This is a genomic window from Faecalibacterium sp. An121 (genome assembly GCF_002160915.1).
In the GTDB taxonomy this organism is placed as follows: domain Bacteria; phylum Bacillota; class Clostridia; order Oscillospirales; family Ruminococcaceae; genus Faecalibacterium; species Faecalibacterium avium.
On record NZ_NFLM01000010.1, the window covers coordinates 1 to 23,929 of the forward strand.

Sequence of the window (23,929 nt, forward strand, 5' to 3'; positions counted from 1 at the left end):
CCCCTATTTTGAGGTCTCCCCCACCCACAGAGCCAAGACCTGGCTGCTGGACCCCCGCGCTCCCAAAATCGAGCCGCCGGCCGTGGTCCGCCGCCTGCGAGAGGAGGGGATCTGAGCCATGGCACAGCCAGAGATCCTGCTCCAGGTCAAGGACCTGGAGGTCACCTACGGCTCCGGGCGCAAAAAGTACAAGGCCGTGTCCCACGCCAACTTTGAGATCTACAAGGGCGAGACCTTTGGCCTGGTGGGCGAGAGCGGCTCGGGCAAGACCACCATCGGCCGGGCCATCATGCGCATCCTGCCCACATCGGGCGGCCAGATCCTCTACAAGGGCCAGCAGATCAACGGGCACATCCGTAAGGAGCTGGACCGCCAGGTCATCAAGGAGATCCAGATGATCTTCCAGGACCCCCAATCCTCCCTCAACGAGCGGGCCAAAGTCAGCTACATCGTGGGGGAAGGGCTGATGAACGTCCGCCCCGACCTCACCGCCGCCCAGCGGGAGGAAAAGGTGCGCCAGGTGCTGATGGAGGTGGGCCTGCTGCCCGAATTTGCCTCCCGGTTCCCCCATGAGTTCTCGGGCGGGCAGCGCCAGCGCATCGGCATCGCCCGGGCCCTGATCGTGGAACCCGAATTCATCATTGCCGACGAGCCCATTTCGGCGCTGGATATGTCCATCCGGGCCCAGGTGCTCAACCTGCTGCGGCATTTGCAGCAGCAGCGGGGCATCACCTACCTGTTCATCGCCCACGATCTGTCGGTGATGCGCTATATCTCGGACCGCATCGCCGTCATCCACAAGGGGGATATCGTGGAATTGGCCGCCGCCGAAGAACTGGTGGCCCATCCCCTGCACCCCTATACCCGCAGCCTTCTGTCCGCCATCCCCATGCCCAGCCCCCGGCTGGAGCGCCAAAAGAAGCTGGAGGTCTACGACCCCTCCATCCATCACTACGACGCCGATCCGCCCTCCTGGCAGCAGCTGCGGCCCAACCACTGGGTGCTGTGCAACGCCGGCGAAGCGGAGCGCTGGCTGGCGGCCCGTCCCCTGTGACATCGCTTCACAGCCGGACGCCTCTTTCCGTCTGCCTGTCCCGGACACCCATCTGCCGTGTGTCCGGGATTTTTTTGCCTTCGGATGATTTGTGTAAAATCAAAGTGAATACAAGGCAGCGTTCACTATTTCGTCAAATATTTCTGCTATACTGGCCCCTGTATGCAGCCAGGGGACAGCCGGTTTGTATTGACTTTCCCCGCCTGCACACCGTATAATGTGAACGATGCGCCCTCTGGCGGCCTTTTGCCCGCCGCCCTGCGCAAACCCCGCAAAATAAAACGGAAGAAAGAGGAACTTTATGCCTGTCACCCAAGAGCCGGTCTATGCGTCCAAGGCAATGCCCTGGCTTGCCTCCTACGACCCCAAATACCGGGATATGCCCGCACCCAACTGCTCGGCCTTTGACTACATCTGCCGCCAGAACAAGGGCCATCTGGCCGAGTGCGCCCTTATGTACTACAACAATCACATCACCTACGCCACCCTGTTCGTCAATGTCAAAAAGACCGCTGCCGCCCTGCGGGCTGCCGGGGTGGCCAAGGGCGACATCCTGACCGCCGTCAGCGTCATGACCCCCGAGCTGATCTACCTGTTCTATGCCTGCGACATGGTGGGCGCCACCCTCAATCTGGTGGACCCCCGTTACAGCCCCGAAGGCATCAACGAATACATCCGGGAGGTGGATTCCCGGATGCTGATCTGCATGAACCTGTTCTACGACAAGTGCCACCAGGCCGTCCGCCGCACCCGCGTGGAAAAGGTGCTGGTGTTCTCCCCGGCCGAGTCCCTCAAGGGCGCCATGAAGCTGGCCTACACCGCCGCCAACCCCGACCGCAACCGCTACGCCTCCAACGTCATCACCTGGAAGCAGTTCATGGCGGCGGGCCAGGGGGCCAGCACAGCCAGCGAGCCCTACGACCCCGACCATACCGCCGTCATCGTGCACACCGGCGGCACCACCGGCAGCCCCAAGGGCGTACAGCTGGGGGACGCAGCCTTCAACGCCCTGGCCCAGCAGTTCGCCGCCTATGAGGTGGTGTTCCAGCGCCAGCAGAAGCTGCTGAACATCATGCCTCCCTTCATTGCCTACGGTTATGCCTGCGGCATCCATCTGCCCCTGTCTCTGGGCATCACAGTGGTCATCGTCCCCAACCTCGACCCCGCCGAGCTGGGCAAGCTGGTGCTCAAATATAAGCCCGCCCATATGTTCGGCGTGCCCGCCCACTACCAGGTGCTGGCCGCCGACCCCCACATGAAAAAGAAAGACCTGTCCTTCGTGCTCAATTTCTGCTGCGGCGGGGACGCCATCTCCCTGGGCGCCGAAAAGACGGTCAACGACTTTTTGTCCAGCCACGGGGCCCGCTACGCCCTGGCCAAGGGCTATGGCATGACCGAGGTCTGCTCGGCTGCCACCGCCGCCGCCGGTACCCGCAACAAGCCCGGCAGCGTGGGCCTGCCTTTGCCCGGCACCATGGTCTCCATCTTTGAGCCGGGCACCGAGACCGAATTGCCCATCGGGCAGCGGGGCGAGATCTGCATCTCGGGCCCCAGCATGATGCAGGGCTATTACGACAAGCCCGACGAGACCGCCATCATCATGCGCCGCCATGCCGACGGCCGGGTGTGGATCCACAGCGGCGACATCGGCTACATGGACCAGGACGGCTACGTCTTTTTGGACAGCCGCATCAAGCGGATGATCATCCGCCACGACGGCTTCAAGATCTTCCCCTCCATGATCGAAAACGTCATCAGCACCCACCCCGCCGTCTCGGGCTGCTCGGTGGTGGGCTGCACCGACAAGGACCATGTGCAGGGCCGCCTGCCCCTGGCCTATGTGGTGCTCAATCCCAACTGCCAGAAGAAAAAGCGTCAGATCGTCCGGGAGCTGCGGGCCATGTGCGCCGACGAGCTGCCCGAGTACGTCCTGCCGGTGGGCTACAAGTTCATCGACAAGCTCCCCCTGACCCCCGTGGGCAAGGTGGACTACATCGAGCTGGAAAACCAGGTCACGCCCCAGGACTACTAAAGCCCCTTTTCCCCTGCATCCGCAAGCCGCTTTCTTTTGTAAAGAAAGCGGCTTGTTTTTTTGTCCAAATTCTGGAAAATGCCCCCAAAGGGTTGACATTTGCCCCTGGGGCTTTTATGATTGATAAATGTAACCATCCAAAAATACGTCATTTGTCCATATTTTGTCCGCATTTCAGCGGGTGTCCCGCACGGGCCGATGGACAAGAAGGAGTCTGTCATGAAAAAACGCATTCTCAGCTTTTTGCTGGCGGCAGCACTGGTGGTGTCCTGCACGCCTTTGGGCGCTTTCGCGGAAGATCCCGCGGACAGTGGGGTCATCGGCGGCGCCGACGGCCCCACCGCAATCTATGTGACCGAACAGGTGCCTGCGGACGGCCAGACCGCCCCCCAGGACCCTGCCCAGGACCAGGTCATGCTGATCCCCGAGACCCCCGCCGAGGACGCGGCTGAAGGCCCCCAGGACCAGCACTCCTTCACCTATGTAGCCCTCGGGGACAGCATCGCGGCCGGCGTGGGCCTGAGCGATTTCTCCTACACCCCCGCCGAGATCTTCTACGACATCAGCCCCAACTTTACCGGCTACCCCGAGAGCTGCTATGTATCCTATGTAGCCCAGGGCCTTGGGCTGGACCGGCAGCACGCCCTTGACCTGGGCCTGCCCGCCCTGATGACCAAAGACCTGCTGGAGATGGTGCGGGACGGCCAGATGTCCGAGTTCAACCAGCCCGCCGGCACCTATTATGTCTATCCCTCTTTCCCCGATTACATCCGCGAGGCCGACGTCATCAGCATCCAGATCGGCATGAACGACGCCATGGTGCCCTTTGTGGTGTCCATCGGCGAGGCCACCAACTGGAAGTCGGAGCAGCTGGCCAACACCATCGTGTCGGGCGGCTACCGGGACATGGACTTTAAGACTTTCGTCAGCATGGCCGAGCAGCTGTTCGGGATGCGGCTGACTTTCAAGGAGACCAGCGACCTGTTCTACGCCCTCACCACCGGCGCCTCCAAGGTGTGCAACCAGGCCTACGAGAACGTGGAGACCTACCTGCCCCAGATCATCGAGGCCATCCGGGCCATCAACCCCGACGCCCAGATCCTCCTGCTGGGCTGCTACAACCCTGTCCCCCTGCTGTGGACCTGGAGCCATTTCTTCAACCGCTACAACCGCTTTGTCCGCCAGCTGGCCGAGGACACCGGCTGCACCTATGTGGGCATCCCCCGCACCCGCACCGCCAACGACGGCCACCCCACCACCGCAGGCCACAAGTACATCGCGAATCAGATCATCGACGCCATCGACCGCTGAGCGGCCCCGTTTTGGCTGCACGATCCTTGTTCCCCGCCCGTGTGCACGCGCTGCCCGGACGGGGCTTTTTTGGCTGCGGTCCGCGCTGGAACGCATCTTTTTTCGGTGCGGCGGGTCGGCGAAAAAAATCCCGCACTTTTTTCCGGTTTTTTCTTGACAGACCGGCCCGATTATGCTATTATATCTCTCGCAGCCTGTGCCGAACGGCTGTCCCAACAATATCACCCCAATGGGATCAGGACGTGCGCCCGTAGCTCAGCTGGATAGAGCAACTGCCTTCTAAGCAGTGGGCCGGGGGTTCGAGTCCCTTCGGGCGCATTGCTGTGGTGCCCATAGCGTAGTCGGTTAACGCGCCAGATTGTGGATCTGGAGATCGAGGGTTCGAGTCCCTCTGGGCACCCCACCAAGCCTCTCTTGCCTACGCAAGGGAGGCTTTTTTGCGTGACGGAAAGGTCATGTTCGCTTCTCTGCGTCATCTTGTGCTTGACACAGGCGGTCCGGATGTGGTAAGATACACTCGTTAGTAATAGCTAACCTTTAAGGCAGACTTTCCTGCCTTCTTTTTAGCCCACAAGGTTAGCTTTGACTTACCATTTTGTATACCCGGCCCATTACCAGGCATACTGGATAGGGACCCATTCTGACTTGTGCGAGGTATGACCTTATGGAGAGAAACTTCGAGACCGTGATGATCGAGCAGTGCTCCCCCGTTCTGGCGGGGCTGAAGGCCGCCAACCTGTTCCGCCATGAATGCCGGGACCGGCAGGCCCTCTATGCCACCGTTGCCGGCTGGAACGCCCAGCTGAGCGGCCGGGGCATCCGCCTGCTGGTTTTGAAGGAATGCCCCATCCGGCATTGGTTCCTGATCTACCTGTACCGGCCCGCCCGGCTGGAAGCGGTACTGGGACGGCCCGAGGTGCGCCAGTTTTTGCAGCAGGAAGGCTACGCCCTGCCCTTGCAGGCGGCCGGCGATGCCTGCCAGCCGCTGCTGGCCCAGCTGGCGGGACGGCTGGCCTGCGACGGCGATTTCCCCCACGAGATCGGGGTCTTTCTGGGCTACCCGCTGGAGGATGTGGTGGGCTTTATCCGCAACCGCGGCCAGAACTTCACCTGCTGCGGCTGCTGGAAAGCCTACGGCGACCCCGACGCAGCCCGCCGCCTGTTTGCCCAACTGAACAAGTGCACTGCCGTCTATCTGCGGCTGTTCCACAGCGGCACCCCCATCCTGCGTCTGGCCGTGGCGGCCTGAGCTTTGCGTTTGGGCGAAGCCAAGTTCCATCCCCGCCTTTGCTTTGGTGCATCCGTTTCAGGCGCCAAAAGCGCCAAAAAGCCGGTTCCGGCCAGGGAGGAAAATTGTTAGTTTTTACAAACTTACCAAATTTTGGTCAAAGCGATTGACTTTCGAAGTTAGTAAGAGTAAACTACCTACTGTGAAGTTTGTATGAACGAACCGCGCCGTCCCCTGCCTGCGGCGGCGCGCCGATGAAAGGAAGCTGTATCGATATGATGCCTCTGACAATGGCAAGGCCGGGACAGACCGTCACCATCCGGCGGATCACCGGCCGGGACGAAGTGCGCCAGCATCTGGCCGAACTCGGCTTTGTGGTGGACAGCAATGTAACGGTGGTCCAGTCGATCGGCGGCAGCCTGATCCTGCAGGTCAAAGACGGCCGCATCGCCCTGGACGGCGGCATGGCCAACCGGATCCTGTTCTGACCCGCCCCTGTTTTGGTAAAACGGCCGGGGCCCCTTGCCCTGACGGTTTTGTATATTGCGATTTGATGCAGTAGGAGGAACAAACTATGAAAACGCTGAAAGACGCGAAGGTCGGCGAGACCGTCACCGTCGCCCGCCTGAACGGCGCCGGCCCGGTCAAACGCCGCATCATGGATATGGGCATCACCAAGGGCGTCCAGATCTATGTGCGCAAGGTCGCGCCGCTGGGCGATCCCATGGAGCTGAACGTACGCGGCTATGAGCTGAGCGTGCGCAAGGCCGACGCGGAAATGGTGGAGGTCAACTGATCGCGCATTGCGCACAGAAAGGAGAAGCTGTACATGGCAGAAATCAAGATCGCACTGGCAGGCAACCCGAACTGCGGCAAGACCACCCTGTTCAACAGCCTGACCGGCGCCAACCAATACGTGGGCAACTGGCCCGGCGTCACGGTGGAAAAGAAGGACGGCAAGCTGAAGGACAGCAAGGATGTGGTCATCCAGGACCTGCCCGGCATCTACTCGCTGTCCCCCTATACCCTGGAGGAAGTGGTCTCCCGCAACTACCTGGTCAGCGAAAAGCCCGACGCCATCCTGAACATCGTGGACGGCACCAACATCGAGCGGAACCTTTACCTGACCTCCCAGCTGATCGAGCTGGGCATCCCGGTGGTGGTGGCCGTCAACATGATGGACCTGGTGCGCAAGAACGGTGACAAGATCGACCTGGGCCGGCTGGGCGCCGCCATGGGCTGCAAGGCCGTGGAGATGAGCGCCCTGAAGGGCGAGGGCTGCAAGGCCGCCGCCGATGCCGCCGTGGCCGCCGCCCGCAGCGGCAAGCCCGCCGATCTGCCCAAGGTCTTTACCGGCAGCGTGGAAAAGGCCATCGAGACCATCGAGAGCCTGGTGCAGGGCAAGGTGGAAAGCCGCTTTGTCCGCTGGTACGCCGTCAAGCTGTTTGAGCGGGACGAAAAGGTGATGGCCGAGCTGCACCTGGACAGCGCCACCGCCGCTCAGGTGGAGCAGGCTGTGGCCGCCGTGGAGCAGGAGCTGGACGACGACGCCGAGAGCATCGTCACCAACCAACGCTATACCTTCATCCACACCGTCATCCAGAAGGCCTATACCCGCAAGGCCCGCAAGGACAACCTGACCGTTTCGGACCGCATCGACCGCATCGTCACCAACCGGATGGCGGCCCTGCCCATCTTTGCGGTGGTGATGCTGGTCATCTATACCATCGCCATGGGCGGCACCCCCATTTCCTTCGGCACCATGGGCACCGACTGGGTCAACGACGTACTGTTCACCGAGATCGTGCCCCCCGCCGTGGAGGGCTTCCTCCTGTCCATCGGCTGCGCCGACTGGCTGGTGGGCCTGATCAACGACGGCATTGTGGCCGGCGTGGGCGCAGCCCTGGGCTTTGTGCCCCAGATCCTGGTGCTGAGCTTCCTGCTGGCCATCCTGGAGGATATCGGCTACATGGCCCGTATCGCCTTTGTGATGGACCGCATCTTCCGCCGCTTCGGCCTGTCGGGCAAGAGCTTCATCCCCCTGCTGGTGGCCTCGGGGTGCGGTGTTCCCGGCGTCATGGCCAGCCGCACCATTGAGCAGGACCGGGACCGCAAATTGACCATCATGACCACCTGCTTCATCCCCTGCAGCGCCAAAATGCCCATCATCGGCCTGCTGGCCGGCGCCATCTTCGGGGGCAGCAGTCTGGTGGCCACCAGCGCCTATTTCATCGGCATCGCCGCCGTGGTGGTCAGCGGCATCATCCTGAAAAAGACCAGGGCCTTTGCCGGTGACCCGGCGCCCTTCGTCATGGAGCTGCCCGCCTACCATGTGCCCGCCTGGGGCAACGTGCTGCGCGCCACCTGGGAGCGCGGCTGGTCCTACATCAAGCGGGCCGGTACCGTTATCCTGGCCTCCACCGTGGTGCTGTGGTTCCTGCAGGGCTTCGGCTTCACCGACGGCGGCTTCGGGATGGTGGAGGACACCAATACGTCCCTGCTGGCCGCCATCGCCGGCGTGGCCGCTCCCATCTTTGCGCCTCTGGGCTTTGGCACCTGGCGCGCCACCACCGCAGCCGTCACCGGCCTGATCGCCAAGGAGAACGTGGTGGCCACCCTGGGCGTGCTGTACGGCCTGGCCGAAGTGTCCGAGGAGGGCGAGGAGATCTGGGCCAACATCGCCGCCGATTACACCGCCCTGTCCGCTTACAGCTTTATGATCTTCAACCTGCTGTGCGCCCCCTGCTTTGCCGCCATGGGCGCCATCAAGCGCGAGATGAACAACCCCCGCTGGACCGCCTTTGCCATCGGCTATATGTGCGTGTTCGCCTATGTGGTCTCCCTCATCGTCTACCAGCTGGGCGGACTGATTACCGGCGAGGTCGCCTTCAATCCCTTCACCGTCGTGGCGGTGGTGCTGCTGGCCGTCCTGCTGTACCTGCTGCTGCGCAAGAACCCCTACGAGTCCAAAGACGGCGTGCGCCTGAACCGCAAGGCCGCCGCCAACGCCTGATTTTTCCCATCCGGGATCTGTGCCGGAGCGCGCCGGTTCAAAACGCCGGCGTGCTCTCCGGATCCCCCTGCACCCTGCAAGGAGGTTTGCCGTTATGCTGGAGTTTCTAGCCGCCAATCTGTCCACCATCGTGGTGGGTTCCATCGTGTTCGCACTGGTGGGGCTGTCGGTGCGCGCCACCGTCCGCGACCTGCGGTCGGGCAAGTGCAGCGGCTGCAGCGGATGCAGTCACTGCGGCTCCGGCGGCAGCTGCCATGGCTGCGGCGGCTGCCACTGAGCAGATCCGCAAGCGGGCGTGTGCCGCCTTTTCCGGGGGCCGCGCCCGCTTTTTGGCTTCCATTGTGCCGAAAGGAGCTGTTCTTTTTATGGAGCTTTCCGCCGCCCACCTGCGCTATCTGCTGGCCATCTACCAGACCGCCCACACCCAGCGAGACGTCAGTTCCCGCACCATTGCCGAGCGGCTGGGGGTCACACGGCCCTCGGTGGCCCGGGCCCTGGGCCAGCTGATGGACCGCGGGATGATCGTCAAGGCCCACTATGGCAAGATCTATCTGACCGACCGGGGCATCTTTGTGGCCCGGCGGGTGCAGCAGCAGCTGGACTGCGTGCTGGAGCACTTCCCTCCCCTGGCCCTGGAACTGACTGCGGACGAAAAGCACCGGGCCGCCCTGGCCCTGGCTGCCGCCCTGCCCGAACGTCTCTTTACCGGTGAATACGAGCGCCTGTTCGGCCCCGACGACGCCCTCACCGGCTGAACCAGCAAAAAACGGCCCTGCCTCCCAAGCGGAAGCAGGGCCGTTTTGCGTTTGGATCTTCCGGGCGGCCTCACAGGCACAGGCATCCCACGGCAAAGCCAAGGGCTGCGCCGGCCAGCACGTCTCCTGCCGTATGCACCCCTGCCACCACGCGCTCGGCGCAGATGGCCGCATCCACCGCCGCCAAAACCGCGGCCCAGAGGGGACACACCGGCAGCCAGGCCATGGCGATCACCGCGCCGCTGACGGCGTGCCGGGAGGGAAAGGACCGCCCCCGGGTCTTTTTGGGCACCAGAGCCTCAAAGCCGGGCTGCTGGTAGGGCCGGGGGCAGTCCAAAACCCGGCGCAGCCAGCCGCAGCCCAGGAAAGCTGCCGCCGGCACCAGGACTGCGCGGGCCAGCTGCTGCATATCCTGATCCGTGGCGGCCCATCGCGCCCCCAGCACGGCCAGCAGCACCCCGTAGGAGGCCGCCGTCACCCAGGGCAGGCCCCGGTCCAGGGCCCGCAGGACACGCAGCGCCGCAGGGCGCGCCTCAAACCAGGCCCGTATCTTTTGGTACTGGGCCGGGGACATCCCCAGCCGGCTGCTTTGCATCATCCTGCCGCCCCCTCAAAAGCAGCTGTCCAGATACCCCTCCACATCGAAGGGCTCGGGCACCGCGTCCTTGCGCAGATAGAGCGGGTGGTGGGGGTGGCCCTTTTTGCTCCGTTTGCCGATGGTGACCCAGGGGATATCTTTTTCCCGGGTCAGCGCCACCATCTCCCGCATCAGGCCCGGCAGATAGGCCCGCTTTTCGATCAGGGTGCCCCAGGCTGCCCACATGGTGGGCTGCGTTTGGGCCAGCACTGCCGCCAGCCACCGCAGGTTCTCATCGCACAGGGCCCGGTCGGGCACAAGGTCCATATCGTTGGGATCGGTGGCCCGCTGGGGGTAGACATTGAACATGATCCAGCTGTCGAAGCCGTTGGAGGCCGCCAGCCGCTCCACGCTCTTGACGGTGGGGTCCAGCGCGCCGGGCTGTGCGGTGCTGGGGTTGATGCCGATGCACACCAGCGGCCTGTGTCCCGGCCGCCCCAGCACATACCGGTAGGGCATATAGACATGGGGCTCATAATACCACAGGCCCCCGGCGTATTCCCCCGCCTGGAGCGCGGGGAGGGTTTTTGTTTCCATCTTGATCCTGTTCCCTTCGTTTTTCTTTTATGGTACCTGAAAACCGGGCCGGTTGCAAGCGCCGGGCGCAAAAAAGGCCCTGCGCGTCTGCCCGGGGCGCCGGGGCTGCCGGCCGTCCCCCGCTGATGTATCCCAGCACTGTCTGCCCGACGGTAGAGACAAAACACAAAATCTGTGGTATACTGTAGGATAAGGCGGGCCGCCCCCGCCTTTGTGTGTGTGAGATCCGGCTTTTTTGCAAAGAAAGGAGCCTTTTACATTATGTCGATGGAAGAATATAAAGCAGCCCTCAAGGCAGGTCAGAAAGACTACCGCGCCCATGTGGCCCGGGGCCAGAACCCTTACCTGCCGGTGTTGGACGACATCCTTGTCAACGTGGACATTGTGGCCACCGAGCCTCTGGGCCTGGTGAATATGCCCAGCGAGAGCATCGTGGGCACCAAGACCAGCGGCCGCCACACCGCTTTTGCCCCCAACTTCATGCCCTTGCTGGACGTGGACACCGAGTTTGCCACCAAGTGGTCCAACCTCTGTGAGGCCCATCTGGAAGAGGGCATCCGCAACCCGGTCACCGCCTATGAGTTTTTGAACCAGTTCTATATCGAGGAGGGCAACAAGCGGGTGTCGGTGCTCAAGCACTTCGACTCGGCCAGCATCCCCGGCACCGTCGTCCGGCTCATCCCCGCCCGCAACAACAGCCTGGAGAACCGCATCTATTACGAGTTTCTGGATTTTTACAAGCTGAGCCGGGTGAACATCGTCCAGTTTTCGCGGCCGGGCAGCTACGCCAAGCTGCAAAAGCTGGTATGCAAGGCGTCGGGGGAGGAGTGGACCGATGACGACCGGCTGAACTTCAATGCCCTGCACACCAAGTTCCGCAAGCAGTTCCGGGCTCTGGGAGGCGCACAGCTGCCCCTGACGGTGGGCGACGCGCTGCTGGTGTACCTGTCGGTCTACCGCTACTCGGACGCCTGCGACGCCACCCCCGCCCAGATCAAGGAAAACCTGGCCCGCATCTGGGACGAGATCACCGTCCTGACCAAAGACCAGGCGGTGGAAGTGGTGCTGGAGCCCCACCCCGACACCGCCTCGCCCCTCACCAGCCTGACCAGCCTGACCAAGGGCAAGCTAAATCTGTTCAACCCCCGCCCCAGCGAGCTGCGCGTGGTCTTTCTGCACGAGTACAACAAGGCCACCAGCGCCTGGGTGCGCGCCCATGAAAAGGGCCGGGACGCCCTGGCCAACACCTTCACCGACCGGGTGATCCTGTCCTCCCGGGAGAACGTGGACCCCCAGGTGGACGCCGAGCAGGTGCTGGAGGAGGTGGCCCACGACGGCGCCGACGTGGTATTCACCACCAGCGTCCGGATGCACACCGCCTGCCTCAAGGTGGCGGCCCAGCACCCCAAGACCAAGTTCCTGAACTGCTCGCTCAACGCCCCGCACCCCCTGGTGCGCACCTATTACCCCCGCACCTATGAGGCCACCTATATCCTGGGGATGCTGGCGGGCATCCTCTCCCCCACCGACACGGTGGGCTATGTGGCCGCCAACCCCGTCTATGGCACCCCCGCCGCCATCAATGCCTATGCCCAGGGCCTGCGCTCGGTGCGGCCCTCCGGCCGGGTGGCGCTGCGCTGGGCCTGCCTGCCCGACCCGGCCCATCCCCTGGACTTTTCGGACCGCCCCGACGTGACTCTCTTTTACGCGCGGGACAGCCGTGAAGCTCCCGATTCCCACCGGGATTACGGCCTGTGCCAGCGGCTGCCCGACGGAGTCATCCGGCCCCTGGGCCTGCCCGACTGGCGCTGGGACGTGTTCTATGTGGAGATCATCCGCTCCATCCTCAACGGCAGCTGGGACAACGCCGACACCGGCAAGGCCATCAACTACTGGTGGGGCATGAAGAGCGGCGCCGTCAGCATCCGTTACAGCGACGGGCTGCCCGGCGGCTCCCTGCAGCTGCTGGGCCTGATGGAGACCCAGCTGCACAGCGGCCTGCTGACCATCTTCCCCACCAAGGTCTATGCACAGGACCATCAGATGCACTCGCCCCAGAAGGTGGTCTACACCCCCAAGGAGCTGATGCTGATGGATTGGCTGGACGCCTGCGTGGAGGGCGAGCTGCCCGGCTACGACCAGCTGGACGTCAAGACCCGCGCCCTGGCCGACATCTGCGGCCTGGACGTCATCAAGGGCCAGCCCGAAGCGCTGGCCGCCCCCAAGGCAAAGCAGTGACCCCCGCTGCGGCAAAACGGCAAATGGTAAAAAGGTAAAAGGAAATTCAAACAGAACGGAGCATGAGGGAACGTGAAGATACTCGCAATTTCGGATGTAGCCTCAAAGGCGCTGTGGTCATCCCAATGCCGGGAGCGGCTGGATGGCGTAGACCTGATCTTGTCCTGCGGGGACCTGCCCCGCGCCTACCTGGAATATCTGACCAACTTCACCGCCGCGCCCATCCTCTACGTCCACGGCAACCACGACAACGATTACGCCCAGCATGAGCCGGGCGGCTGCATCTGCGTGGACGACGGGGTCTACAACTGGAAGGGCCTGCGGATCATGGGCCTGGGCGGCTCGATCCGCTACAACCGCGAGAGCCCCTACCAGTACACCGAGCGCGCCATGCGCCGGCGCATCGCACGGCTGCGGCCCAAGGTGCGCCGGATGGGGGGCATCGACGTGCTGCTGACCCACGCCCCCGCCCGGGGCCTGAACGACGGCGACGATCTGCCCCACCAGGGTTTCGCCTGCTTCAACAACCTGCTGGATGAGCTGAAGCCCAGGTGGTTCGTCCATGGGCACATCCATTTGTTCTACAACTACAAGCTTCCCCGGGTGTGCCAGCGGGGCGAGACCACCGTCATCAACGCCACCGAGCGCTATCTCTTTGAGGTGCCCGACCCCGAGCCTCTGGATACACGGAAAGTGTTCTTCTTCCGCTCCGTTATTGCGTCCATCTCCAAATAACGACCCGCTTTGGGACCCCCGCGGCTTTGGCTGCGGGGGTTTTCGTGTACCGAAAAACAGGCCCCGCCCGGACGCATCGCATCCGGACAGGGCCTGTTTGGATGAGGTTTTACGCCAGGCTGACGTCGTGGCGGGTCGGCTCTCCCCTGGCAAAGGCGGCGGCGCTCTCAAAAACGCCCCGCACCATGCTCTCCACATCCTCGTCGGTGTAGAAAGCGGTGTGGCAGGTCAGGAGCACGTTGGGGAAACTGCGCAGCAAAGCCAGCTCGGTGTTGGGGATGGGGTCTCCCGAGCGGTCGTAGTAGTACAGGCCGTTCTCGTTTTCCAGCACATCCAGGGCGGCGGCCCCCACCTTGCCCTGCTCCAAAGCAGCGATGAGGGCGTCGCTGTCGATCAGGCTGCCCCGGGCGGTGTTGACGATCACCACCCCGTCCTTCATCCTGGCCAGGGCGTTGGCGTCGATCAGGTGATGGTTGCCGGCGTTGGCGTTGGTGTGGAGGGTGATGACGTCGCACTGGGCAAACAGGGTGTCCAGGTCCACATACTCGGCGTATCTGCCCCCCTCCTCGCTGGGGTAGAGGTCATAGGCCAGCAGCCGGCACCCGAAGCCGGACAGGTGCTGCAGCACCGTGCGGCCAATGTGCCCGGTGCCGATGACGCCCACCGTGCAGCCCGACAGATCCCGGCCGATCTTGCCTTTCAGGCCGTAGTCCTGCACCTCTCCCCGCTTGAGGATGTGCCCCACCCGCCGCAGGCTCATCAGCATCAGCATGATGGCAAAGTTGGCCACGCCCCGGGGCGGGTAGTCCACGTTGGATACCTTCATCCCCAGCTGGCGGGCCATCTCCCGGTCCACGTGCTCGTAGCCGATCGAGCGGCAGCAGATGTACTTGACCCCCAGCTGGTGGAACCGCTCCACCATGGCCGCGCCCATGTCGCAGGGGGTCATGGATACGGCGTCGCAGCCTGCGGCCAGGGCGGCGTTCTCATAGGTAGGATAATCCTCGCAGCCGTCAAATGCGATGCCGGTCTCGGCGCTGAGCTTTTGGGCGCAGGCCAGCTCGTCAAAAGGGCGGAGGGCATAAAAGAAGATCTTCATGGTGATCCACCTTCCTCATTGCAATGTTTGGGATACGGCTGCCTTTATGATAGCACGTTTTGGCCCCGGCGCGGCAGGCTTTTGGGGTGAATCTTTCTCACCTGCAAGGTGAATTCAGACGATATCCGCCGGCTCTTGTAAATGGAGGCAAAATAGAGTATCCTAAAAGGCAGAGAATTTCACCCCCAGGAAAGGAGCCTTGTCATGCGCGCTTACGAACGCCTGCTGCAATACGCGAAAGTTTACACCACCTCCGACCCCGAGTCGGGCACCCATCCTTCCACCGGCCGTCAGTTCGATCTGGCCCGGCTGCTGGTGGAGGAGATGAAGGGCATGGGGATCGAGGACGCCGCCGTGGACGAGCACTGCTACGTCTATGGCACCATCCCCGCCACCCCCGGCTGTGAAGGCCGGCCGGCTCTGGGCCTCATCGCCCATATGGACACCGCCCCCGACGCCGGCGGCGAGAACGTCCGCCCCATCCTCCATCAGAACTACGACGGCAAGGACGTCACCCTGCCCGGCACCGGCGCCGTCATGAAGGTGGAAGCTTTCCCCTTCCTGGCCTCCATGAAGGGCGAGACCCTCATCACCACCGACGGCACCACCCTGTTGGGCGCGGATGACAAGGCCGGCATCGCCGAGATCCTCACCGCCGCCGAGGCCGTCATCACCCAGGGCCTGCCCCACGGCAAACTGTGCATCGCCTTCACCCCCGACGAGGAGATCGGCGAGGGGGCCAGCCTGTTCGATCTGGAGCGGTTCGGGGCCGACTTTGCCTACACGGTGGACGGCGGCGATGTGGGCGGCATCGAGTACGAGAACTTCAACGCCGCTTCGGCCACCGTCACCGTCCGGGGCCTGTCGGTGCACACCGGCAGCGCCAAGGACACCATGATCAACGCCTCCAATGTGGCCATGGAATTCCATCTGGCCCTGCCCATGATGGCCCGCCCCGAGACCACCGAGGGCCGCCAGGGCTTCTACCACCTGTGCCAGATGTACGGGGACGTGAACCAGGCCAAGCTCGGCTATATCCTGCGGGATCACGACGCCGCCCGTCTGGAATACAAAAAGGATGAGCTGCTCCAGATCGCCGCATGGCTGAACGGCCGCTACGGCCCCGGCACCGTCACGGTGGAGCTCAAGGACGGCTACCGCAATATGCTGGAAAAGATCAAGCCCCATTTCCATCTGGTGGAGACGGCCCGCACCGCCATCCACATGGCCGGGCTGGAGCCGGAGGAGATCCCTGTGCGGGGCGGCACCGACGGAGCCGTCCTGAGCTGGAAGGGCCTGCCCTGCCCCAACCTGGGCACCGGCGGCTTCAACTTCCATGGCGTGCTGGAGTGCACCACCGTCGAGCGGATGGACAAGGCCACCGAAGTGGTGCTGAACATCATCGGCCTGTACGCTCAGGAACGCTGAGCTCTTTGCGGCCCGCCCTGTGAAAAATCATACTTTGTCTCTTTTCCCGCCCTCAACCGGTTTCAAAACTTGTCAGAATATGGTATACTGTCCTCAAACGTTTTAGGTGCGGGGCCTGCCGGGGTCCGGCGCCGTCCGCCGCCCTGCGGCGGGAAAAGGGAGGCATTGCGATGAAAGAACCTACCCCTGACACTTCGGGGCGCCTGGGCGGCACCATCATCAGCGACCGGGTGGTCGCCCAGCTGCTGGAAGAACTGCGCACCGGCCGGTACGCCGGCGCCGACCGGCTGCCTGCCGAGCTGGACCTGGCCGCCCAGATGGGGGTGAGCCGGACCGTCATCCGGGACGCCCTCAATACCATGGAGCGCTCGGGCTATGTAGAGCGGGTGCGGGGCATCGGCACGGTGGTCAACCGGGCTGTGCTGTCCCTGCGCAGCCGCCTGGACCAGAAACTGGAATACTATCCCCTGATCCGCTCCTTTGGCAGCTATCCCCATGCAGACGGCATCCAGGTGCAGCCCCAGCGCGCCAGCGAGGAAGTGGCCCGCAGCCTGGGGCTGGAGCCGGGCGCCGAGGTGATCTGCATCCGCAAGCGGGTGCTGGCCGATTCCACCCCGGTGATCTACTCGGTCAACTATCTGCCCCGGGCGCTGCTGGGCGGCCTGGATTACACCCGGCTGGATCTGAGCGGCTCCATTTTTGAGGTGCTGGACCACATCTGCGGCCAGCAGGTCTCCTCCACGGTGGCCCACATCAAGGCCAGCTGCGGGGATGAGACCATCCGCTCGGCCATGCGCCTAGCCCCCGGGGAGGCCATGCTGCTGCTGGACGAGGTGTGTTATACCCGGCTGTGCAGGCCCGTGCTGCGGGCGCTGAGCTACTACACCAACTTTTTTGATTTTTCCATCCTGCGCAAGCTACTGTAAGGAGGCAACTGCCCATGCGCCATCTGATCGACCCGCTTGACTTTACCCGGGAGGAGACCGACGCCCTGCTGGACCTGGCCTGCCGCATCCGCGAGGACCCTGCGGCCTACCAGGACGTGGCCGCCCGCAAAAAGCTGGCCACCCTGTTTTACGAGCCTTCCACCCGCACCCGGCTGTCCTTTGAGGCCGCCATGCTCAATCTGGGCGGGCGCGTGCTGGGCTTCCCCAGTGAGAACGTATCCAGCGCCACCAAGGGCGAGAGCGTGGCTGACACCATCCGGGTGGTGTCCTGCTATGCGGATATCGCGGCCATGCGCCATCCCAAAGAGGGCGCGCCTTTGCGGGCCAGCCGCTACTCCCGCATCCCGGTGATCAATGCCGGCGACGGCGGCCACCAGCACCCCACCCAGACCCTGACCGACCTGATGACCATTCGCAGCCGCAAGGGGACCCTGAGCGGGCTGACCATCGGCCTGTGCGGCGATCTGAAGTTTGGCCGGACCGTCCACTCCCTCATCAAGACCATGGTGCGGTACGAAGGGGTACGCTTTGTGCTGATCAGCCCCCAGGAGCTGCGGGTGCCCGACTACATCATCACCGATGTGCTGGAGGGCAGCGATATCCCCTATGCCGAGACCCGCAGCCTGGAGGAATCCATGCCCGGGCTGGACATCCTGTATATGACCCGGGTGCAGAAAGAGCGCTTTTTCAACGAGGAGGATTACATCCGGCTGAAAAACAGCTACATCCTCACCAAGGAGAAGATGGCCCTGGCCAAGCCCGACATGGCCGTGCTGCATCCCCTGCCCCGTGTGAACGAGATCGCCCTGGATGTGGACGATGACCCCCGGGCCGCCTACTTTGAGCAGGTGCAGAACGGCGTCTACGTCCGCATGGCCCTCATCATGACGCTGCTGGGCCTGCCCGACCCCAAAGCCCAAAAGGAGGGTGTATGAATATGCTGAACATCGACGAGATCCAGAACGGCATCGTCATCGACCACATCAAGGCAGGCACCGCCGTGGGCCTGATGGACCTGCTGGGCATCAAGGGGAACCGCACTGCCAGCGTGGCGCTGATCCAGAACGCCCGCAGCCACAAGGCTCCTTCGGGCCGCAAGGACATCATCAAGGTGGAGGGGGACGCTTCCTGGCTCAACCTGGACGTGCTGGCCTACCTCGACCCCAACATCACCGTCACCACCATCCAGGACGGCAAGGCCGTCAAAAAGGAAAAGCCCCATCCGCCCCGCCGGCTGGTGAACATCGTCTGCTGCCGCAACCCCCGCTGCATCTCCACCATCGAGGAGGAGTGCGACCAGATCTTTGAGCTGGGCGCCGGCGGCAAGTACCGCTGCATCTACTGTGAGCAGGAATTGCAGGTAAAATAATCCAGACAAAACCCCCGCTGTCCCGCAACGGACCGTGGGGGTCTGTTTGTTGTCATCCTTTCCCGCAGATCAGCTCCCGCATGGCCTTCATGGCGGTGGAGCGGGGACGGGCGGTGTCCTCCACCAGTGTGATGGCCCGCTCGGGGACAGGCTGGTCCAGCGGGATGCAGAACAGCTCGCCCCGGGCGATGCGGGGCGCCACCAGCTGCTCGGGGTAAAAGCCCACCCCCAGCCCATGCTCCACCACCGGCAGGATCTGGTCCATGGTCGCCACCTCGATATCCACCCGGAAGGACAGCCCGTTGGAGGTGAAGAACTGCTGGTAAAAATCGTAGGTGCTGCTGTCCTGGCCGATGCACGCCAGGGGATACCGGGCCAGCTGGCTCAGACTGCACCGCCGGGTGGCCAGGTCGCTGAATGCCGGCCCGCACACCGCCACCTCCCGGAAGCGCACCAGCTCGGTCTGGCGCAGGCCGCGGGCGGTCAGCAGGGGGGCGGTGATCACCGCAAAATCGCTCTGGCCCTGCTTCAGCCGCTCGATGGCCTGGGGGGTGGTCTCATTGGTGATCCGCAGATGCACCCCGGGGTAGCGGGTGCGGAACACCGACAGCTTGTCCAGCAGGATCATATGCAGGGCCGCCTCGCTGGCACTGATGGACAAAGAGCCGCTCTCCAGGCTGCCGTCCTGGCGCAGCTCCTCCTCCCCCAGACGGATCTCCTCCATGGCCGCCGCCACCCGCCGGTACAGCCGCTGGCCCTCGGGCGTCAGGGTGATGCCCTTGTTGGAGCGGTGGAACAGCTTGCAGCCCAGCTCCTGCTCCAGGTTCTTCATGCAGCGGGTGATGTTGGGCTGATTGTTCTTCAGCACCTCCGCTGCCCGGGTAAAACTGCGGCATTGGGCTACCGCATAGAAGATCCGGTAATAATCATAGTTGATGGTCATAGAAACTTTTCCTTTATCTCAGGATTTATGCGCGCTTTGCCATACAAAAAATATATTGCTAGCATATTAACAAGATATTTTACAATTCCGACTGTCAATAGTATAATACGCTCGACCCAAAATTGCAATTTGACCATACAGTGTAGAAAGGAGTCTTTCCAAAACCATGAAGCAGAATAAGCGGAAACTTATCCTGTGGCTCGTCCTGATCGTGGTGCTGGCGGCTGCATGTGTCCTGACCGGCGGGTCCGGCGGGGAAACCGAGACCGTGCAGGAAGTCATGCGGGACGCGGTGCTCCATGAGAGCGGCCAGGTGAGCCTGTTTGGGATAAGGAATGTAAACCCGGGCCTGATCTCGGCCTATGTGGTGACGGCCCTGCTGCTGGTGCTGGCCGCCTGCCTGCGCATCTTTGCGGTGCCCCGCTTCCAGAATGTACCGGGCAGGCTGCAAATGCTGATCGAGCTGTGGGTGGGTACCTTCAGCGGGATGGCGCAGTCCAACAGCCCGCACCACAACAAGGTGCTGGGCCCCTATATCTTTGGCGCGGGCACCTATATCTTTGTCAGCACCCTGTTCGAGATGTTCGGCCTGCAGGCCGTCACCACGGCGGGCCGCTCCATCGCCCTGCCCGCTCCCCTGTCGGATATCAACGGCGCCATCGCCATGGGCGTGCTGTCCTATCTGTTCATCCTGTCGGGCGGCGTGTCGGCTGTGGGCCTGCGCGGCGTGGGCCGCACGCTCAAGGAGTTCTCCCTGCCCATCTCCATGAGCTTCCGTCTGTTCGGCGCTCTGCTGTCCGGCCTGCTGGTGACCGAACTGGTCTACTATTATATCACCCTCAGCTTTGTGCTGCCGGTGATCGTAGGCGTCATGTTCACCCTGCTGCACGCACTGATCCAGAGCTACGTGCTGACCATGCTGGTGGCCCTGTACTACGGCGAGGTGTCCGAGCCCGTCCATCCCAAGCAAGAAAAGAAGAAAGACAAGAAGGCAGTTGCGGCTTGAGGTTTTGCCGCTGATCTAGGAGGTAAATACGATCATGAAGACCCTGAACATCAAAAAAGTCCTTTCCGTCCTGTTGGTCATGCTGGCCATGGTGGTGACCATGGCCGCCCCCGCTTTTGCTGACGAGCCCGCTTCCGCCGAGCCCGCCGCCACCCAGTCCGCCCAGGCCGAGACCGAGGCCGGCGATTCCACCACCGGCAAGGCCATCGCTTCGGCTGTGGCCGTGGGCCTGGCCGCCGCCGGCGGCGCCATCGGCATGGGCCTGCTGGGCGCCAAGGCCACCGAGAGCATCGCACGCCAGCCCGAGGCCGACGGCAAGATCCGCACCACCATGATGCTGACCCTGGTCTTTATCGAGACCGCCATCATCTATGCCCTGCTGGTGGACATCCTGATCATCTTCGTTCTGTAAGGCGGGAGGTGTCATTATGAGTGGTCTCCCTCTTAACATCGATATCCAGCAGATCCTTCTGCATATGCTCAACTTTGTCATCCTGGCAGGCGGGCTGTATTTCATCCTGTATGCCCCGGTGAAGAAGTTCATGGACCAGCGCGAAGCCCACTACGCCGAGATGGACCAGGCTGCCGCCGACAAGCTGGCCGAGGCCGAAAAGCTGGCCGCCAGCCACCAGGCCCAGCTGGACAAGGTGGAGGACGAGCTGCGGGAGCGCCGCGCCGAAAGCCAGAAGATCGCCCAGGCCGCCGCCCAGCAGCAGCTGGACCGCGCCCAGCAGCAGGCCGACCAGATCATCGCCGGCGCCCGCAAGAGCGCCGAGAGCATCCGCGCCAAGGCCGTGGCCGACAGCCAGAAAGAGCTGAAGGAGCTGGCCATGGCCGCCGCCGAAAAGCTGGCGCTGGGCTCCAGCCGGGACGCCTTTGACGAATTTTTGAACCTGGCAGAGGAAGGGAAACGCAATGAGCAACATGAAAAAGCCTGATGAAGCCACTGCCGCCCTCCTTTACAGCGCCGACGCGCCCAGCGAGGAGCAGCGCCAGCGGTTTGCGGACTTTCTGGCCCGCACCTACCCCGACCGCACCCTGACGCTGGAGTGGAAGCGGGATATGCGCCTGAAGGGCGGTTTCCGCCTGGAGGTGGGCTCCGATATCTACGACTGGAGCCTCAAGGGCCGCATGGCCCAGCTGCGCAGCCGCATCGATGCGCTGGACGAGCGGCAGGAGGACATCCTGCCCCTGATGCGCCAGACCATCGAGGACTGGCGGCCCAACGTCAAACCCGAGGAGATCGGCACCGTGCTGACGGTGGGCGATGAGATCGCCACCATCAGCGGCCTGGAGGACGCCGTCTACGGCGAAGTGCTGCTGTTTGCCAACGGCATCCGGGGCATGGTACAGGAACTGCGCCCCCACGAGCTGTGCTGCGTGCTGTTCGGCGACAGCAGCGACATCGAGGCCGGCGACCCCGTCATCCGCACCGGCAAGGTGGCCGGCGTCCCGGTGGGCGAAGGCTTCCTGGGCCGGGTGGTGGATGCCCTGGGCAGCCCCATCGACGGCGGCGACCCCATCCAGGCCGATGCCTTCTACCCCGTGGAGCGGCCCGCTCCCGGCATCATCGACCGCCAGCCGGTCAACCAGCCCATGGAGACCGGCCTGCTGGCCATCGACGCTTTGTTCCCCATCGGCCGGGGCCAGCGTGAGCTGATCATCGGCGACCGCCAGACCGGCAAGACTGCCGTGGCCCTGGACACCATCCTGAACCAGAAGGGCAAAAACGTCGTCTGCATCTATGTGGCCATCGGTCAGAAGGCAAGCTCGGTGGCCCTGCTGGCCGAGAACCTGCGCAAGCGGGGCGCCATGGACTACTGCATCATCGTCAGCGCCTCGGCCAGCGACTCGGCTTCCCTGCAATATATCGCCCCCTACGCGGGGTGCAGCCTGGGCGAATACTTCATGCACCAGGGCCGGGACGTGCTGATCGTCTACGACGATCTGTCCAAGCACGCCATCGCTTACCGCGCCCTGTCCCTGCTGCTGGAGCGCAGCCCCGGCCGTGAAGCCTATCCCGGCGACGTGTTCTATCTGCACAGCCGCCTGCTGGAGCGGTCGGCCCACCTGTCCGACGAGAAGGGCGGTGGCAGCATGACCGCCCTGCCCATCATCGAGACCCAGGCCGGCGACGTGTCGGCCTATATCCCCACCAACGTCATCTCCATCACCGACGGCCAGCTGTTTTTGGAGAGCAGCCTGTTCTTTGCCGGCCAGCGTCCCGCGGTCAACGTGGGCCTGTCGGTGTCCCGTGTGGGCGGCGACGCCCAGACCAAGGCCATGAAAAAGGCCGCCGGCGCCATGCGCCTGGACCTGGCCCAGTACCGCGAGATGGAAGTGTTCACCCAGTTCTCCAGCGATCTGGACGAGACCACCAAGCGCCAGCTGACCTACGGCCAGGGCCTGATGCGCCTGCTGCGCCAAAAGCAGTACCATCCCCTGACCCAGCACGAGCAGGTCATCACCCTGGTGGCGGCCCTGGCCCATGTGCTCCAGGACATCCCCGCCGAGCAGATCAACGCCTGCCAGCAGGAGATGCTGGCCTGGTTCGGCCAGCAGGACCCCGCCCTGTGCCAGCGGATCGACTCCACCGGCCTGCTGAGCGACGACGACCGCCAGCAGATCATCGACCTGGCCCGCACCTTTGTGGCCGGTTATCAGAAGAAGGGGCAGTAAGCCATGGCAAGCACCAAAGAGATCAAAGACCGGATCGAGAGCGTTCGCCAGACCCAGAAGATCACCAACGCCATGTACCTGATCTCCTCCACCAAGCTGCGCCGCGCCCGGGAGGACCTGGCCCATACCCGCCCCTATTTTGAGGCGCTCCGGGCCGAGATCAAGCGGATCTTCCGCACCTCCAGCGACATCCAGAACCGGTACTTCTATCCGCCCCATGAGGATGACATCAAGGGTGGGCCCTATGCCTGCCTGGTCATCACGGCGGACAAGGGCCTGGCCGGCTCCTACAACCAGAACGCCGTCAAGGAGACCATGCATATCCTGGCCGACCACCCGGGCACCAAGCTGTTCGTGGTGGGCGAATACGGGCGGCACTACTTCAACCAGCACCAGATCCCCATCGAGCAGAGTTTTCTCTACACGGCCCAGAACCCCACCCTGCAGCGCGCCCGGGAGATCAGCGCCATCCTGCTGGACGGCTACAACAAGGGCCTGTGGAAAAAGATCTATATCGTCTACACCGATATGGCCAACAGCCTGTCCTCGGCAGCCCAGAGCACCCGCCTGCTGCCTTTCCACCGGGCCCACTTTGCTTCCGCCGACGAGGATCACGCCTCGGACAGCTTTGAGTTCATGCCCGATATGGCCACCGTGCTGGACAACATGATCGAAAGCTATATCTCGGGCTTTATTTACAGCGCCCTGATCGACAGCTTCTGCAGTGAGCAGAACGCCCGCATGACCGCCATGGACTCGGCCAACGAGAACGCGCAGCGGCTGCTGGACGAGCTGTCGCTGCAGTACAACCGGGTGCGGCAGTCGGCCATCACCCTGGAGATCACCGAGGTGTCGGCCGGCGCCAAGGCCCAGCGGCATAAGCGCGAAACGGCCCGCAATGCACGAAAGGATGTGTGA

24 protein-coding genes and 2 tRNA genes are annotated in these 23,929 nt (G+C 63.3%); 22 read left to right on the forward strand and 4 right to left on the reverse strand.

Translation table 11 applies throughout. The features are described from left to right. Positions 1 to 118 precede the first annotated feature (118 nt). The 11 genes from B5E66_RS07015 (at position 119) to B5E66_RS07065 (ending at position 9,393) form a co-directional block, all read left to right on the forward strand. Complete coding sequence (locus B5E66_RS07015) at positions 119 to 1,054, forward strand: ATP-binding cassette domain-containing protein (protein ID WP_087230629.1); 936 nt, start codon at positions 119 to 121, stop codon at positions 1,052 to 1,054. 301 nt (positions 1,055 to 1,355) lie between these two features. Beyond that, the gene (locus B5E66_RS07020; protein WP_087230632.1) at positions 1,356 to 3,086 is read left to right on the forward strand and encodes a class I adenylate-forming enzyme family protein; all 1,731 of its coding nucleotides are present in this window, start codon (positions 1,356 to 1,358) and stop codon (positions 3,084 to 3,086) included. A gap of 219 nt (positions 3,087 to 3,305) precedes the next feature. Beyond that, on the forward strand, positions 3,306 to 4,397 hold the full coding sequence (locus B5E66_RS07025; RefSeq protein WP_242958120.1) for an SGNH/GDSL hydrolase family protein: 1,092 nt from the start codon (positions 3,306 to 3,308) through the stop codon (positions 4,395 to 4,397). Positions 4,398 to 4,641: 244 nt separating this feature from the next. Continuing rightward, a tRNA-Arg gene (locus tag B5E66_RS07030) sits at positions 4,642 to 4,715 on the forward strand. An 8-nt stretch (positions 4,716 to 4,723) separates the two neighbouring features. Continuing rightward, positions 4,724 to 4,800: transfer RNA gene (locus tag B5E66_RS07035), tRNA-His, on the forward strand. A gap of 261 nt (positions 4,801 to 5,061) precedes the next feature. Beyond that, positions 5,062 to 5,646 (forward strand): DUF3793 family protein, encoded by a 585-nt coding sequence (locus tag B5E66_RS07040; RefSeq protein ID WP_087230638.1) that lies wholly within the window; start codon positions 5,062 to 5,064, stop codon positions 5,644 to 5,646. Positions 5,647 to 5,900: 254 nt separating this feature from the next. After that, the gene (locus B5E66_RS07045; RefSeq protein ID WP_087230641.1) at positions 5,901 to 6,113 is read left to right on the forward strand and encodes a FeoA family protein; all 213 of its coding nucleotides are present in this window, start codon (positions 5,901 to 5,903) and stop codon (positions 6,111 to 6,113) included. Positions 6,114 to 6,199: 86 nt separating this feature from the next. Then, positions 6,200 to 6,421 (forward strand): FeoA family protein, encoded by a 222-nt coding sequence (locus tag B5E66_RS07050; RefSeq protein ID WP_087230643.1) that lies wholly within the window; start codon positions 6,200 to 6,202, stop codon positions 6,419 to 6,421. Positions 6,422 to 6,454: 33 nt separating this feature from the next. Next, a complete protein-coding gene (gene feoB, locus B5E66_RS07055; protein WP_087230646.1) occupies positions 6,455 to 8,638 on the forward strand; it encodes a ferrous iron transport protein B in 2,184 nt (727 codons plus the stop codon). A gap of 94 nt (positions 8,639 to 8,732) precedes the next feature. Continuing rightward, positions 8,733 to 8,915, forward strand: coding sequence for a FeoB-associated Cys-rich membrane protein (locus B5E66_RS07060; protein ID WP_242955924.1), 183 nt, complete (start codon positions 8,733 to 8,735; stop codon positions 8,913 to 8,915). Positions 8,916 to 9,003: 88 nt separating this feature from the next. After that, positions 9,004 to 9,393: a metal-dependent transcriptional regulator gene (locus tag B5E66_RS07065; protein ID WP_087230651.1), complete on the forward strand. Its 390-nt coding sequence runs from the start codon at positions 9,004 to 9,006 to the stop codon at positions 9,391 to 9,393. 70 nt (positions 9,394 to 9,463) lie between these two features. On the opposite strand, the gene B5E66_RS07070 is transcribed toward B5E66_RS07065, so the two are convergent. Continuing rightward, positions 9,464 to 9,991, reverse strand: coding sequence for a phosphatase PAP2 family protein (locus tag B5E66_RS07070; RefSeq protein ID WP_242958121.1), 528 nt, complete (start codon positions 9,989 to 9,991; stop codon positions 9,464 to 9,466). 12 nt (positions 9,992 to 10,003) lie between these two features. Continuing rightward, positions 10,004 to 10,567, reverse strand: coding sequence for a DUF1643 domain-containing protein (locus tag B5E66_RS07075; protein WP_087230654.1), 564 nt, complete (start codon positions 10,565 to 10,567; stop codon positions 10,004 to 10,006). Between the two features lie 261 nt (positions 10,568 to 10,828). Between B5E66_RS07075 and B5E66_RS07080 the strand changes: the two genes are divergently transcribed. Together B5E66_RS07080 and B5E66_RS07085 are read left to right on the forward strand one after the other, a co-directional pair. Then, positions 10,829 to 12,805 (forward strand): BMP family ABC transporter substrate-binding protein, encoded by a 1,977-nt coding sequence (locus tag B5E66_RS07080; protein ID WP_242955922.1) that lies wholly within the window; start codon positions 10,829 to 10,831, stop codon positions 12,803 to 12,805. Positions 12,806 to 12,877: 72 nt separating this feature from the next. Next, positions 12,878 to 13,540: a metallophosphoesterase family protein gene (locus tag B5E66_RS07085; protein WP_087230657.1), complete on the forward strand. Its 663-nt coding sequence runs from the start codon at positions 12,878 to 12,880 to the stop codon at positions 13,538 to 13,540. 109 nt (positions 13,541 to 13,649) lie between these two features. Here B5E66_RS07085 and B5E66_RS07090 read toward each other — a convergent pair whose 3' ends face one another. Further along, entirely contained in the window at positions 13,650 to 14,639 is a 990-nt protein-coding gene (locus B5E66_RS07090; RefSeq protein ID WP_242958122.1) for a D-isomer specific 2-hydroxyacid dehydrogenase family protein, read from the reverse strand. A gap of 204 nt (positions 14,640 to 14,843) precedes the next feature. On the opposite strand from B5E66_RS07090, the gene pepT reads away from it, so the two are divergent. The 4 genes from pepT to B5E66_RS07110 all read left to right on the forward strand — a co-directional run bounded on the left by pepT (position 14,844) and on the right by B5E66_RS07110 (position 18,383). Continuing rightward, positions 14,844 to 16,067, forward strand: a complete 1,224-nt coding sequence (pepT, locus tag B5E66_RS07095) for a peptidase T (protein ID WP_087230664.1) — start codon at positions 14,844 to 14,846, stop codon at positions 16,065 to 16,067. 170 nt (positions 16,068 to 16,237) lie between these two features. After that, entirely contained in the window at positions 16,238 to 16,993 is a 756-nt protein-coding gene (locus B5E66_RS07100) for a GntR family transcriptional regulator (RefSeq protein ID WP_087230667.1), read from the forward strand. Positions 16,994 to 17,007: 14 nt separating this feature from the next. Then, positions 17,008 to 17,949, forward strand: coding sequence for an aspartate carbamoyltransferase (gene pyrB, locus B5E66_RS07105; protein WP_087230672.1), 942 nt, complete (start codon positions 17,008 to 17,010; stop codon positions 17,947 to 17,949). Between the two features lie 2 nt (positions 17,950 to 17,951). After that, complete coding sequence (locus tag B5E66_RS07110; protein WP_087230675.1) at positions 17,952 to 18,383, forward strand: aspartate carbamoyltransferase regulatory subunit; 432 nt, start codon at positions 17,952 to 17,954, stop codon at positions 18,381 to 18,383. Between the two features lie 52 nt (positions 18,384 to 18,435). Here the strand turns inward: B5E66_RS07110 and B5E66_RS07115 are convergent, their stop codons facing one another. Next, positions 18,436 to 19,326 carry a LysR family transcriptional regulator gene (locus tag B5E66_RS07115; protein WP_087230678.1) on the reverse strand — a complete coding sequence of 297 codons (891 nt, stop codon included), beginning with the start codon at positions 19,324 to 19,326 and terminating at the stop codon, positions 18,436 to 18,438. A 166-nt stretch (positions 19,327 to 19,492) separates the two neighbouring features. Between B5E66_RS07115 and B5E66_RS07120 the strand changes: the two genes are divergently transcribed. From B5E66_RS07120 to atpG, 5 genes are read left to right on the forward strand one after another with little or no spacing between them, the layout of a single operon-like run. Further along, the gene (locus B5E66_RS07120) at positions 19,493 to 20,332 is read left to right on the forward strand and encodes a F0F1 ATP synthase subunit A (protein ID WP_087230681.1); all 840 of its coding nucleotides are present in this window, start codon (positions 19,493 to 19,495) and stop codon (positions 20,330 to 20,332) included. A gap of 34 nt (positions 20,333 to 20,366) precedes the next feature. After that, a complete protein-coding gene (gene atpE, locus B5E66_RS13570; protein WP_342394999.1) occupies positions 20,367 to 20,744 on the forward strand; it encodes an ATP synthase F0 subunit C in 378 nt (125 codons plus the stop codon). Positions 20,745 to 20,760: 16 nt separating this feature from the next. Beyond that, on the forward strand, positions 20,761 to 21,270 hold the full coding sequence (locus B5E66_RS07130) for an ATP synthase F0 subunit B (RefSeq protein ID WP_087230684.1): 510 nt from the start codon (positions 20,761 to 20,763) through the stop codon (positions 21,268 to 21,270). Beyond that, a complete protein-coding gene (atpA, locus tag B5E66_RS07135; RefSeq protein WP_087230687.1) occupies positions 21,248 to 23,011 on the forward strand; it encodes a F0F1 ATP synthase subunit alpha in 1,764 nt (587 codons plus the stop codon). The genes B5E66_RS07130 and atpA overlap by 23 nt, the downstream gene beginning before the upstream one ends. Positions 23,012 to 23,014: 3 nt before the next feature. Continuing rightward, on the forward strand, positions 23,015 to 23,929 hold the full coding sequence (atpG, locus tag B5E66_RS07140) for an ATP synthase F1 subunit gamma (protein ID WP_087230690.1): 915 nt from the start codon (positions 23,015 to 23,017) through the stop codon (positions 23,927 to 23,929).